The 13,224-nt window shown below is 44.6% G+C and carries 10 protein-coding genes and 1 other annotated feature; of the genes, 3 read left to right on the top strand and 7 right to left on the bottom strand.

Annotation, left to right across the window (positions count from 1 at the left end):
• From yjjX to RH46_RS00435, 7 genes are all read right to left on the bottom strand, one after another.
• Positions 1–529: inosine/xanthosine triphosphatase (yjjX, locus tag RH46_RS00465; RefSeq protein ID WP_006877418.1), on the bottom strand; the 529-nt coding region annotated here is incomplete at its 3' end.
• A complete protein-coding gene (locus tag RH46_RS00460; protein ID WP_006877417.1) occupies positions 495–2,840 on the bottom strand; it encodes a putative bifunctional diguanylate cyclase/phosphodiesterase in 2,346 nt (781 codons plus the stop codon). The genes yjjX and RH46_RS00460, both read right to left, overlap by 35 nt.
• Positions 2,824–3,858 (bottom strand): polyamine ABC transporter substrate-binding protein, encoded by a 1,035-nt coding sequence (locus tag RH46_RS00455; protein ID WP_040894728.1) that lies wholly within the window; start codon positions 3,856–3,858, stop codon positions 2,824–2,826. Before RH46_RS00455 ends, RH46_RS00460 begins: the two co-directional genes overlap by 17 nt.
• A 154-nt stretch (positions 3,859–4,012) precedes the next feature.
• Entirely contained in the window at positions 4,013–5,191 is a 1,179-nt protein-coding gene (gene pheA, locus RH46_RS00450; protein WP_006877415.1) for a prephenate dehydratase, read from the bottom strand.
• Between the two features lie 13 nt (positions 5,192–5,204).
• Positions 5,205–5,324, bottom strand: a sequence feature (Phe leader region).
• Positions 5,325–5,439: 115 nt separating this feature from the next.
• Positions 5,440–5,766, bottom strand: coding sequence for a ribosome hibernation-promoting factor, HPF/YfiA family (gene hpf / locus RH46_RS00445; RefSeq protein ID WP_006877414.1), 327 nt, complete (start codon positions 5,764–5,766; stop codon positions 5,440–5,442).
• A gap of 341 nt (positions 5,767–6,107) precedes the next feature.
• Positions 6,108–7,532: an MltF family protein gene (locus tag RH46_RS00440; protein ID WP_006877413.1), complete on the bottom strand. Its 1,425-nt coding sequence runs from the start codon at positions 7,530–7,532 to the stop codon at positions 6,108–6,110.
• A 114-nt stretch (positions 7,533–7,646) separates the two neighbouring features.
• Positions 7,647–8,372 (bottom strand): outer membrane protein assembly factor BamD, encoded by a 726-nt coding sequence (locus tag RH46_RS00435; RefSeq protein WP_006877412.1) that lies wholly within the window; start codon positions 8,370–8,372, stop codon positions 7,647–7,649.
• A 134-nt stretch (positions 8,373–8,506) separates the two neighbouring features.
• Between RH46_RS00435 and rluD the strand changes: the two genes are divergently transcribed.
• The 3 genes from rluD (at position 8,507) to clpB (ending at position 12,903) form a co-directional block, all read left to right on the top strand.
• Entirely contained in the window at positions 8,507–9,487 is a 981-nt protein-coding gene (rluD, locus tag RH46_RS00430; RefSeq protein ID WP_006877411.1) for a 23S rRNA pseudouridine(1911/1915/1917) synthase RluD, read from the top strand.
• Positions 9,488–9,489: 2 nt separating this feature from the next.
• Positions 9,490–10,218, top strand: coding sequence for a peptidoglycan editing factor PgeF (gene pgeF, locus RH46_RS00425; RefSeq protein ID WP_006877410.1), 729 nt, complete (start codon positions 9,490–9,492; stop codon positions 10,216–10,218).
• 111 nt (positions 10,219–10,329) lie between these two features.
• Positions 10,330–12,903 carry an ATP-dependent chaperone ClpB gene (gene clpB / locus RH46_RS00420; RefSeq protein ID WP_006877409.1) on the top strand — a complete coding sequence of 858 codons (2,574 nt, stop codon included), beginning with the start codon at positions 10,330–10,332 and terminating at the stop codon, positions 12,901–12,903.
• Positions 12,904–13,224: the final 321 nt, after the last annotated feature.

Raw genomic sequence — 13,224 nt, 5'->3', positions numbered from 1 at the left:
AAATATTGGCAGGAAAATGCTCTGGGTTAGCGAAAGGGATAAGAGCTAGAATCAAAGCTTGATGGTATACCGAGCTGCGAGTAAGCAGATCGTGTGTGAGTAAGCTGATAGCGCCACCTTTCTGTTTAATATTCTCAGTAGCAAATACTTCATCCATCACATCACCAAGCTCGTTAGCATGCTTGAGTTTTTCAATCACCACTGGTGGTAGCATCAGGCTGGCAGAGCGAGACTCGCCGCGATGAGTGGCGGATTCAACGACCATCCATGCGAAGGTCACATCGGCCTCAATGCCTGCCTCTAATCCAACGTAGTAGTCTGCTTCACATTGTTGCTTGGCATTACGCACCCGATTAAGTGCACCATCATGAGTCTCTTGATTGCTCATCGGCTGGTCTGCGACCTCACTAGGTACACTGACTCCGACAAACTCAAAATCCTGCAGTGGAAATGTCGCTTCAAAGGCACTTTGAACCGCAGTTATTTTGGCTGGATTAAGCGAAGCGACAATCACCTTCTTTTTCGACATCCGAATTTCCTTTGTGTTGTTTCTGGGCAAACTTTAGCTGAGACAAAGGTAGCGGGGCAGATAGATAGTAGCCCTGCATAAAGTCACACTTATTGTCTGCTAACCAACGGTGCATCTCAGGGGACTCAATGCCTTCAGCGGTCACCATCATAGATTGAGAATGACAAAGATCAACCAGCGGTTTTACCACTTGATGGTTATCAGTTTTGATCAAGGTTTCCAGAAACTCCCGGTCGAACTTAATTTTTTGCACCGGATATTCAACAAGCTGAGTTATAGAGCTATATCCAGAGCCGAAGTCATCGATAGTCAGCTTAAAGCCCATCTGAGCCAGCTCATACAGCAAGCGGTAGCTCTGTGAGTCAGAAGCAAAGGTTTCGGTTATTTCAAAGTCGATCAAGTTTGCCTGTACTGGATATTGAATCATCAAATCCTGAATATCGTAGGCAAGTTGAAGTGAATCGAGTTCAGCAGATGAAAGGTTAACTGATAACTGAATCGGTTCGTCAAAACTTGCCTGGAGTTTAGCGAAGTCTTTGAATGCTTGCTTGATCACCCAACGGTCAATAGTGCCGAACAGTCCAATTTGCTCTGAAATCGGGATAAATTCTGTAGGGGGGACTTTACCAAGTTTTGGTGAATCCCAGCGTAACAGAGCTTCAACCCCCTTAATCTTCTCGCCTGTGCGATCAAAGTAAGGCTGATACATTAAAGTGAACTCATTTTCCAGATCGCCATTACGCAGTGCGCGCTCAACTTGAGTCCGGCGCTGAACAATCTCATCCAGTTCTTTCGAGTAGTGTGCGACTTGGTTTTTGCCTGCTCGTTTAGCTTGGTACATCGCTGTATCGGCGTTAGAAAGCAGCTTGGCGAGCAGCTTGCCGTCTTCAGGATATGAAGCAATGCCGATACTTGCCGTAATTGGGAAGCTACCTAAGCTGGGGTCGGTATGATTCTGAATGGGTTCCAGTACTTGATGTGCAATCTCTTCGGCATAGTTTCCCGCCTGACCTGCAGCGATAAAGATAGCGAACTCATCACCAGAAAGGCGTGATGCCATACATTCAATGCCACAACGATGTTGATAGCTGTGGCTTAGCGAGCGGATATGTTCGGCAAAATTAACCAGTAAAGAATCGCCAACGTGATGACCATATTTATCGTTAACGTATTTGAAGTTATCGAGATCGATATACAGGATCCAGGCATGGGTGTGACGTTGTTTATTCGCCAGAATCCTCTCGACATAAACCTGGAACTGGTAACGGTTTGCCAGTTGAGTTAAGTGATCGTTTTCTGCCATCGCTTTGGTTTTTTGATAACTAGAGTTGAGTTCTTTGTACATATCGTAAAAACGTACTGACAAGCGGCCAATCTCATTATCACTGTCGAGCTTTTCTATGTTCACTCGTTGACGAAGTTCGACTTCACGTAGTTGACGGTCCAGATGAGTGATTGGACTAATGACATGTCGATAAAGAAGAAATAGCAGGATCAGTACCGTTGCAGCGGAAGACGCGCCAAATGACAGCAGTAGACGATTTTCTACTTTGGCTAACTTTTCCGTTGTCAGATACTGTGCAGGATCAAGAGTAGCGTAAAGGCCGGTTTTCAGTTCAATTGACTGGGTTAATCCAGATTTGATCACTGGCTCTGAAGAGAAAAAAATACTGCTATCGTTGTCGTATTCGAGATTGCTTTTTAACTGATCAAACTTATTGAGAGACAGGGAAACAACAACAAAAAAGATCTGATCTCTGTTATAGCTTAACGGCGAAGCCAGTGTGTGGGCGTCAAGAACGTCATAGCGAATCAGGATGCTTTGCCCCTGATAACCTTTAGCAAAGCCAGTATGAGAGTTTTGTCCGGTGCGCTGGTAGAAGTGTTCTACAAAATCTAAAACATTGGTATCGAGTGTGGCAAAAGGGTCACTCTGGTTATCGGCGTAAAAGCGTACTTGCTTTTGACTGTCTATGATAGCAACCGCAATGTCATCTTCTTGATTAGGTTGCAGGCTTGCTATTGTTTCCTGCAAGCTTTCTATCATTCTCATCTCGCGGTAGGGATTATCGGGCTGGCCGAAGTAGTGTCGAATGATGTCACTTTTGGTTAAGGTGAGCGAGTAGCTGTTAATTAATGAGATCGACTGACGAAAATGACTGGCAAGTTTCTCCATCGAAAATTGCAGGTAACTGTTTTCGCGTTTGATGAATGCGTCCTTCTGATTCACGTAAATGCTGTAGCTAGAGATAGCAGCACTCAATAAGATGACGGGCGCAACGAGTAACAAGACTCTAGTGTTTAGCTTCATGTTGTCTTAGTAATCTATTAATAATTTTCGCCCTTAGGCTGATATTTTCTGCCGAGAGTTCACTATCTATAACCGCATTCTCTAACCGGCTGGCTGGTGGAAATAGCGATGCATCATTAAGGTACCACTCAGGTAATAATCCAGTTGCCTTACTGTTTGGGGTTGCCGCTTTGATGTCTACAGCATTCTGCGCTGCTACGCTTGGTTGCATTAAGTACTGCAGAAACTCTATTGCAGCCTCTTTATTGTCTGAATGGCTACTTACGGCCAAACAGTCTACCCACAGGAACATTTCACCTTCAGGGATGGTATAGCCCCACTTTTCGTCACCCAGATAACGGTTTAAAGAGTACTGGTCACCGCTATACGCTAATGCCATCTGTAAGGATTCTTTATCAGACTGGCTGCGAATATGACTCAGAATATATTCGTAGGTGTGAACAGTGTCATTGAACTCGACGAGTTTCGGGTAGGCGGCTTGTAACTCATCAGGGCTAGAGGTAATAGGTGACAGTCCAAGGCTATATAGGACGGGGAGAAATGTTTCTGTACTATCATTGATCATGCCGATTTTGCCAACCAACTCTGGTGGTGGGGCTACAAATTCCTGCCAGGTATTTGGTGGCGCGTAGATCAGATCTTTGCGATAAGTGATACCAACTGTTCCCCAAAAATAAGGAACGGCATAAGCACCACAAGCTTGGTTCCAGATTTCATTGTTATTGGAGCGGCCTTTGAGTTGCGATAAGTCTTCAAACTCGCCTATGCGCCCGTAAATTTGTGCGGAAACATTATCCAGTACTACCAGATCAAACGGCAGTTGGATGCTTTTCATCATCAGCAAGCTGCGCTCATCATCATTATCAAAATGAGAGAGCATCAGTGGAATATTGGATTGGTCTTCCCAGTTATCTCGTACTTTAGGCGAGAGTGTATCTTCCCACATGTAGACGCTTAATGATGAAGCGAAAACAGAACTATGGATAAGATAAACAAGGGATAACAACGAAGCTCTCATGCTGACTTGGGGCTACCTTAATCGAGGACTGAATATGTAGAGTCAGCTTGAGGTGGCTGACCCAATACTAATATGCAACTAAACGTTAGATACTAAGAATATTAGTGATTGGTGTCAGCTATTAGATAGGATTTCTTTGAGCTACGTAGACTAATTATTGCAATTTAACTTGAGTAGGCTTCACATTTTCACTTGGGTAACACCCCAATACTTTCAGATGCTTAGTGATCTTGGTCAACTCACTGAGCGCTTGCTGCATTGGTTCAGAGTCCAGGTGAGCCTCAAGATCAACATAAAACATCTCTTCCCACGGGTTACCCATAATTGGACGTGATTCAAGTTTGGTCATGTTGATGCCGTAGCGTTGTAGAATCAGTAGCGTTTCAACTAGAGAGCCTGCTTCTTGAGAAGTCGACATGATTAGCGTTGTCTTAGCTGGGATTTGAGCCGATACTTCAACAGGTTTACGCGCGACTACGATAAAGCGAGTATGGTTTTCAGTTTGATTAGCGATATTGTCCTGAATTGGTTGCAGGCCATACAGCTTACCACTTGATGCATTGCCAATAGCGGCAACATCATTACGATTTAACTCTTTCACCTTTCTCATCGCATCTGCCGTGCTAGCGCAAGACTCAAGTTTCACGCCATCAAGCTTACTTAGAAACTCACTGCATTGGGCATGTGGCTGCGGGTGAGAGTAGAGAGTTTTGATCTCTTCCAGACGCAGTTCAGAGTTAGCGACCAAGCAGTGTTCAATCGGCAATGTCAGTTCACCAACGATATAGAGAGTCGTGTGTTGCAGCAGGTCATACACTTCATTAATTGAACCCGAGCTTGTGTTCTCAATCGGTAGGACACCAAAATCAGCATGGCCAGACTCAACGGTATTGGCCACTTGCTTGAAGTGTTCACAGTTGAGTTCGATCAGCTCAGTATTTTTACGACTGAAGTACTCACGGCTAGCAAGGTGAGAGTATGAGCCTTTTGAGCCAAGAAAAGCGACGCGCGCAAGAGGTTTACGACTCAATTCAGGGTTAGCAAGATTCTGTAAATAAGACTGTTGCAGCAGTACTGAGTCTTCGATGATGGTGTGGAATAACTTAGTGATGTACTGAGCATCTAGCTGATACTTGTCTTGGCCATTGTTAATCAGCTTAACCAGCAGTTGTTGCTCGCGATCGGCATCACGAACTGGTTTAGAAGTCTGCACCTTACTTTTTGCCACCTCGATACTCATTTCACGACGTTCAGAAAGTAGTTGTAGTAGCTGATCATCCAGCTCGTTCAAACGCAGTCGTATTTCTTCAAGTGAGTATTTTTGGTCAGTCATCCTAGTATTCCTCATAAAAAAAGCCTCCCGTGGGAGGCTTTCTGTTCGTTTTTGACTTATCTTTCGAAAACGCGAGAGCCCCCAGTTTTAATGGAGAAAAAAGAAGTCAAAAAAGAACAGAGTGGTGTGGTGCATAACAATCTACTTTGTTGTGAATCTTTAAACACAATAAGCAACCCAGTATGGAGCGTCAACAAAAAAATAGCGCCAATTGGCGCTATTTCTATTTGCTCGTACAAAATTCGATTTTATTCGGTTTCTTCTTCAAGTTCCGGCTTCTCTGCGCGGCGTGCTTCTGGTTTATGGCGCAGTTTGTTTAGCTGACGTTCTAGTTTCTGTTCTACCTCGTTAACGGCAGCGTATAAATCTTCATGAATTGCGGAAGCGATAAGTTGTCCTTTAGGCACGGTGATAACAGCTTCAAATTTCTTCTGTTTATTTGGCTCCTCGCTGAATGTCGCCTGACAACCAATAATGTCTACTTGCCACTTTTCTAACTTCTTAAACTTGCTCTCAATATGAGTGCGGATTGCAGAGGTGATTTCGATATTTTTACCAGTGATGTTTACTTTCATAGATGTTTTCCTCTGTTTCATCCCTCATGGGTTAACTCCAGATTACTTATCCAATGATAAAATAATGTGATCTGGATCACTTATTTGTGGGTGTTTTTACTGCTTAAAACTAAACGTGATCCATCTCAAATAGTGTAGGAATTTAAATACGAAAAAGCTTGTGCCAGACGAAAAACTGATTAGATTGGTAAGGGTAACGTGCTAAAAATTAAATGCTTTTTAGGGGATGAGTTCGACCTAATAAAAGGCGTTGATTATGATTTAGCCACCTTCCATATGTGAATTAAATCCCAAAATTTTCCCTGCTTTATTTCGCGACTGGTTTTTCTCACCTTATGCGGCTATTTGCTAGTGGAAAACTGTGCACTCGCCTCCTGATTTTCTCTCAACTCCTTGAGTGAAGAGAGCTGTTTGTAGATGACGAAGTAGCGGTTTATGTTTGAAACATAGTGAACAGGCTCTCTGCCGATATTTCTACGTGCCATTATTTCTACGTTACGAAACCATTTGTTGGGGTCATAGCCATTCTGCTGCGCAAGACGACGCATTTTCCTAATGTTTGCCGGTCCCGCGTTATAAGCAGCTAAAGCAAAGTAGACTTGATCGTCGGGTAGGATCTGTTCGTCGTTGAAGTAACGATCTTTGATAAAGCGCATGTATTTCACTCCAGCATGAATATTGTTATCTACCTGATAAATGTCTGGAATATTCACATTGGGGTCTTTCGCGGTACTAGGGAGCACCTGCATTACGCCAACCGCTCCTTTATGTGAGACTTTACTCTGATCCAGTCCCGACTCCTGAAACCCCTGAGCTGAAATCATAAGTGAGTCAAAGCTGTATTGGTCTGAATAAAGTTCGAATATCGGGGAAAGAGACTCAAGTTTATTAATGTGATTTGGATTAAGAATCCGCTTGAGCCAGCGAGTGTTACCGAGATATTTACCGTAAATGACGTTGCCGAGCAAAGTGCCTGATCGATAACTCTTTAGGTACTGATTTACAAATGCGGCAAGTTTAGGACTTTGTTTCCGCATCGCCCAGGCAATCTTGCCATCTTCTCGCAGTGGCATGGCTGAATGAATCTGAATGTTCTCCATCACCTTTAACCATAATTCGCTTTTATGGCTATCGAGTATCGTGGCTGGAATATGTCCTTGATTGATCATTTCGACCAGCTCGTAGTCCTGAAGTGTCTCTTCGACGAAACGGACGATAACAGGGGGAAGTGATTGTTGATCCAATTGCTCGTTGATTCGCTGCAAGCTCTCAAAATAGCTTGAACTTGCGCGTACCCATACTTCGCGTCCGCTAAGCTGATTAAGGTCTTGGAGTGGTTCGCTCTCTTTATGCGTAATAAGCAGTTCCTGAACCCCGCTTAACACAGGATTACTGAAATCAACTTGTTGTGCTCGTGTTGACGTTATCGTTAAGTTCGCAACGGCAAGGTCGCCGTATCCGTTAGTAAGGGAAGGCAGTAGTTCATCCCGATGAACCGGAATGACTTGCAGATTAAAATAGGAGGAGCGTTGTCTGAGCTCCTTTTCAAAGTGATAAAGTAGTTCTGCCAGGATACCTTTAGGTCTGCCGTCCTCAATGTAGTAGAAACCCAAGTCTGCAGCGACTAAAACTCTGATCGCCCCCTTTTTTTCTAATTCAGGCAGATCACCAAAATAAGGTTGCTTTTGTAAAGGTGAGAGAGATAAAGCCAGCGCATTTCCAATAGAAAAGCACAGCAAAGTAAGTATAACGACCGTCCTGAGCATGGTTCACCTCTGAATTACACTCAATAAAATGTAGTTCTTTAGTTGGGCATGCGCAAAGTTGGGCAATAAAAAAGCCTCCGTATTGGAGGCTTTTTTACTTTATTAAAGAGTGGCTTATTGAGGGTTTAGCTCAATCATCTTTTGAGTGCGTTGTACGGCATCTTCAAGACCAAGCTGTTTATATGCTTCCAGCTGAATCTCAAGTGATTGGCGTGCAGCCTCAGTATCTGGGTAAGTTTTTTGCAACTCTTGAGTACGGTTGATTGCAGCAATCCAAGCTTCGCGGCGCAGGTAGAAATCTGCAGTGGCTAAATCGTATTTAGCCAGACGATTTTTAAGTGCGTACATGCGCTTTTGTGAATCTTCGGCGTAAGGGCTATCTGGGTAACGCTCAAGTAGTTTTTTGAAATCAGCAAATGCTTTTTTCACTGGCTCAGGGTCGCGGTCGCTACGATCAGTATTAAGCAGGTCGTGCATGAAGTTACGATCTTGTGCCATGTGAGTCAGACCACGCATGTAAAGTACCCAGTCGAGTTTTTCGTGGGTAGGGTTCAAGCGTGTGAAGCGTTCAATGGTCGCGAGACCTAAAGCCAGGTCATCGTTTTTGTAGTACGCATAAATTAGGTCTAGCTGAACTTGTTCTGAGTAAGCACCAAATGGGTATCGAGAGTCTAGTGCTTCAAGCTTATCAATGGCCGTTAGCCAGTTGCCACTTTGAAGCGAAACCTGTGCTTCTGAGTAAAGCTCAGATGGTGGCACATCTGGAACAACTTCTTCGCTGCTAGAGCAGCCTACCAGTACTGATAATGCCAACAAGCCAGATAAAGTATGCTTTTTCATGTCAGGATTCGATTCCTTGAGATAAATATTTCTGTTGCTTCCGTTACTTTCTATGCCGTAACAGATACAATGTCCAATAGTACATTTTTCCACAGTAGTGACAATTAGTCTCACAGTTTTTAAAAAAGTTCGATATGGCCCAGCAGATTGAGTTAACAAATACAGTAAAAGATAGCCAACTAGGTCAACGCCTAGACCAGGCTATTGCCGAATTATTCGCTGATTTCTCTCGTTCACGCCTCAAAGAGTGGCTGTTAGATGGGAAAGTTCAGGTAAATGGTGAAGTCGTTACTAAACCTAGAACAAAAGTGATGGGCGGCGAAGAAATTATTCTGCAAGCGGAACTTGAAGATGAAGAGCGTTGGGAAGCGCAAGATATTCCACTAGACATCGTCTATGAAGATGACGACATTTTAGTGATTAACAAACCACGTGGATTCATTGTCCACCCAGGAGCAGGCACTCCGGACGGCACTGTGCTTAACGCACTGTTGCATCACTACCCAAATATTGCTGAGGTTCCTCGTGCGGGTATCGTTCATCGTCTGGATAAAGACACAACAGGTCTGATGGTTGTTGCTAAAACCGTTCCGGCACAAACTCGTCTTGTTCGCGCACTGCAGAAAAAGCGTAATTTCACACGTGAATATGAAGCGATTGCTATCGGTCGTATGACTGCCGGTGGACGAATCGAACAGCCAATTGGTCGTCACTCGACTAAGCGTACACTAATGGCAGTGAGCCCAATGGGTAAGCCTGCGGTAACGCATTATCGAGTTGCTGAACATTTCCGTGAACATACGCGTATCCGTCTACGTCTTGAAACTGGTCGTACACACCAGATTCGTGTCCATATGTCTTACCTGCAGCATCCACTTCTTGGTGACTCTGCATACGGTGGCCGTGCCCGCATTCCTGCCGGAGCTTCAGAGGAATTAGCGACCATGATTCGTCAATTCGACCGTCAGGCGCTACATGCGGTGATGCTCAAGTTTGAACACCCTATTACTGGTGAAGAAGTTGAATTCCATGCACCAGTACCTGACGACATGGTTGAGATGGCAGAAGCATTGCGTCAGGACACTCGTGAACATGGTCTGGAAGACGAGTTCTAGTCATGGATATTGTCATCCCTAACTGGCCAGCGGCAAAACATGTAAAAGCCTTCTCCTCAACCCGAGGCGATGGCTTTTCTGTCGGCGCTTATCAAGGGCTTAACCTTGGTAGCCATGTTGGGGATGAGAGTGACATCGTTGATAAAAACCGCCAGTGGCTAGCTGACCACAGTGCAATGCCGTCAGCACCAGTATGGTTGAATCAGACTCACTCAACAGTCGTTGAATACATAGATTCTCCAACCTCCGCTATTCTCGATGCAGATGGTACCTTTACCGACAAAGAAGCGGTGGTGTGTTCGGCAATGACCGCAGATTGCTTACCTGTACTGTTTACCAATACTCAGGGTACTCAAGTAGCAGCAGTTCATGCCGGTTGGCGAGGTCTGGCGAATGGTATTGTCGAAAATGCAGTCGAGAAACTCGAAGGTGAGTTGATGGCTTGGATTGGTCCGGCGATCGGCGCTAAGGTGTTTGAAGTAGGGCAAGACGTTGTCGATGCATTTACTCAAACAGACCCGCAAGCTATTGAAGCTTTTCAACCACGAGATGAGCAAGGCAAATGGCTGGCGGATATGAATCTACTGGTGACTCAGCGACTTCGTCGCGTCGGTGTAGAACACGTCTACTATAGCAACCTATGTACTTACGCTGATCCAGAGCGTTTTTACTCATATCGTCGTGACGGTATTACTGGTAGACAGGCAACATTCATCTGGATCGAAAAATAATCGCTTATTTTCATAGCGTAAAGCCTATTTCTCCCCTTGAAAAACTCTCTTAGCGTATCCATCTTTCATACTGATTAGTTATTTTTTCTCAGTTGAGATAGGAAGGTAGATATGCGTCTTGACAGATTTACAAGCAAATTCCAAATCGCCATATCTGACGCTCAATCGCTGGCATTGGGCCGCGATCACCAATACATAGAACCAGTACACCTAATGGTGGCATTAATGGATCAGAATGGTAGCCCTATTCGTCCATTGCTCACCATGCTTAATGTCGATATTACTCACTTACGCTCGAAACTGAGTGAGATCCTTGATCGCTTACCGAAAGTCAGCGGCATTGGTGGCGATGTTCAACTCTCCAGTGCTATGGGGACCATGTTTAACCTGTGCGACAAGGTTGCTCAAAAGCGTCAAGATGCCTACATCTCATCTGAAATCTTTCTTCTAGCGGCACTAGAGGATAAAGGACAGTTAGGTTCGTTGCTAAAAGAACTTGGGCTAACTGAAACAAAAGTGTCAGAAGCGATTGATCAGGTTCGTGGTGGGCAGAAAGTTAATGACCCGAATGCGGAAGAGCTTCGTCAGGCTCTGGAAAAGTTCACCATCGATCTTACAGAGCGCGCAGAACAAGGAAAACTCGATCCGGTAATTGGTCGGGATGATGAAATTCGCCGCACCATCCAAGTGCTACAACGCCGTACTAAAAATAACCCAGTCATTATTGGTGAACCCGGTGTAGGTAAAACCGCGATTGTTGAAGGTTTAGCTCAGCGTATTGTCAACAATGAAGTGCCTGAAGGTCTGCGCGGTCGCCGCGTTCTTTCTTTAGACATGGGCGCGCTGGTGGCTGGTGCCAAGTACCGTGGTGAATTTGAAGAGCGCCTGAAATCAGTGCTCAATGAACTATCGAAAGAAGAGGGCAACATTATCCTCTTTATCGATGAGATTCATACCATGGTTGGTGCTGGTAAAGGTGAAGGCTCTATGGATGCGGGTAACATGCTGAAACCTGCGTTAGCAAGAGGCGAGTTGCACTGTGTAGGCGCGACGACTCTGGATGAATACCGTCAATATATAGAGAAAGATCCTGCACTAGAGCGTCGTTTCCAGAAAGTAATCGTTGATGAGCCAAGCGTTGAAGATACAGTCGCTATCCTACGTGGACTAAAAGAGCGTTATGAGCTTCATCACCACGTAGAGATTACCGACCCTGCTATTGTCGCTGCGGCAAGCTTATCGCACCGCTATGTATCCGATCGTCAACTTCCTGATAAAGCCATCGATTTGATTGATGAAGCGGCATCGAGCATTCGTATGCAGATCGATTCGAAGCCAGAATCATTAGATAAGCTGGAACGTAAAATTATTCAGCTCAAAATCGAGCAGCAAGCTCTGATTAATGAACATGATGATGCCAGTGAAAAGCGTCTGACCATCTTGAATGACGAGCTAGCAGACAAAGAACGCGAGTTTGCTGAGCTTGAAGAAGTATGGAATGCAGAAAAAGCTGCGCTTTCAGGAACACAGCATATTAAGTCTGCGTTGGAGCAGGCACGTATGGATATGGAGTTTGCTCGTCGGGCTGGCGATTTGAACCGAATGTCAGAGCTGCAATACGGTCGCATTCCTGAACTAGAAAAACAGCTAGATCTGGCAACTCAGGCAGAAATGCAGGAAATGACCTTATTGCGGAACAAGGTTACTGACAACGAAATTGCCGATGTTCTTTCTAAACAGACCGGAATCCCGGTTTCAAAAATGCTTGAAGCAGAGAAAGAGAAACTGCTGCGCATGGAAGACGTCTTACACAAATGTGTGATTGGTCAGACTGAAGCGGTGGAAGTGGTATCGAACGCAATTCGTCGTAGTCGCGCTGGCCTGTCTGATCCTAATCAACCAATTGGGTCGTTCCTATTCTTAGGTCCGACTGGTGTTGGTAAAACCGAATTATGCAAGACACTGGCTAAGTTCATGTTCGACAGTGAAGACGCTATGGTTCGTATTGATATGTCGGAATTCATGGAGAAACACTCAGTTGCGAGGCTGGTTGGTGCTCCTCCTGGTTATGTCGGATATGAAGAGGGCGGCTATCTTACAGAAGCTGTTCGTCGTAAACCTTATTCAGTCATCCTATTAGATGAAGTGGAAAAAGCTCACCCAGATGTCTTCAACATCCTGCTTCAAGTGCTCGATGATGGTCGTCTGACCGATGGTCAGGGTAGAACGGTCGATTTCCGCAACACGGTAGTGATCATGACATCCAACTTAGGCTCGACTCGAATTCAGGAGAACTTCGGTACTGTGGATTACCAGGGAATGAAAGATCAGGTTATGGATGTTGTTAGCAAACACTTCCGTCCAGAATTCCTTAACCGGGTCGATGAAAGCGTTGTGTTCCATCCATTAGGTAAAGACCATATCAAGTCGATTGCCTCTATTCAGCTAGAGCGTCTATCGAAGAGAATGGAAGAGAAAGGTTACTCACTGGATGTATCAGACAAAGCACTAGACCTGATTGCTCAAGTTGGTTTTGACCCTGTGTACGGTGCACGTCCTTTAAAACGCGCAATTCAGCAGAGTGTTGAGAACCCATTAGCGAAAGCGATTCTCGCGGGGAAAGTCGTTCCAGATAAACCCGTTAAGCTATTAGTTAATAATGACCAGATTATTGCTCATCAATAATTGTTAGCAAAGTAATCTGAAAAAGGGCCTTATTTTAGGCCCTTTTGTTCTCTTTTTAAGCTTGTTGTTTGTTATGTGAGCGAACGAGATAAATATCGCTATTTTTTTCAAAATAGGCCTTGTGCTCTTTTCTAAACTCCCTATAATGCGCCTCCGTTGTCACGGGAAACCGAGCTAAACAGCAATGACAACTAGGACGGTGAAAGTTAACTAATAACTTTCGAAGAAATAACGAAAAAAGTGTTTGACACTGAAAGTTATCTCGATAAAATGGCCGTCCGTTTTGAGAAGACCTCAAAACGAAAGCTCTTTAAAAATATA

The organism is Vibrio brasiliensis LMG 20546, assembly GCF_000189255.1.
GTDB classification, from domain to species: Bacteria; Pseudomonadota; Gammaproteobacteria; order Enterobacterales; family Vibrionaceae; genus Vibrio; species Vibrio brasiliensis.
This window is presented reverse-complemented; position numbering and strand designations above follow the sequence as displayed.

Bases quoted from the DNA above. Each gene is read 5' to 3' on its own strand.
- clpB (WP_006877409.1), top strand. From the start codon at position 10,330: ATGCGTCTTGACAGATTTACAAGCAAATTCCAAATCGCCATATCTGAC.
- RH46_RS00460 (WP_006877417.1), bottom strand. From the start codon at position 2,840: ATGAAGCTAAACACTAGAGTCTTGTTACTCGTTGCGCCCGTCATCTTA.
- pgeF (WP_006877410.1), top strand. From the start codon at position 9,490: ATGGATATTGTCATCCCTAACTGGCCAGCGGCAAAACATGTAAAAGCC.
- pheA (WP_006877415.1), bottom strand. From the start codon at position 5,191: ATGACTGACCAAAAATACTCACTTGAAGAAATACGACTGCGTTTGAAC.
- RH46_RS00455 (WP_040894728.1), bottom strand. From the start codon at position 3,858: ATGAGAGCTTCGTTGTTATCCCTTGTTTATCTTATCCATAGTTCTGTT.
- hpf (WP_006877414.1), bottom strand. From the start codon at position 5,766: ATGAAAGTAAACATCACTGGTAAAAATATCGAAATCACCTCTGCAATC.
- RH46_RS00440 (WP_006877413.1), bottom strand. From the start codon at position 7,532: ATGCTCAGGACGGTCGTTATACTTACTTTGCTGTGCTTTTCTATTGGA.
- rluD (WP_006877411.1), top strand. From the start codon at position 8,507: ATGGCCCAGCAGATTGAGTTAACAAATACAGTAAAAGATAGCCAACTA.
- RH46_RS00435 (WP_006877412.1), bottom strand. From the start codon at position 8,372: ATGAAAAAGCATACTTTATCTGGCTTGTTGGCATTATCAGTACTGGTA.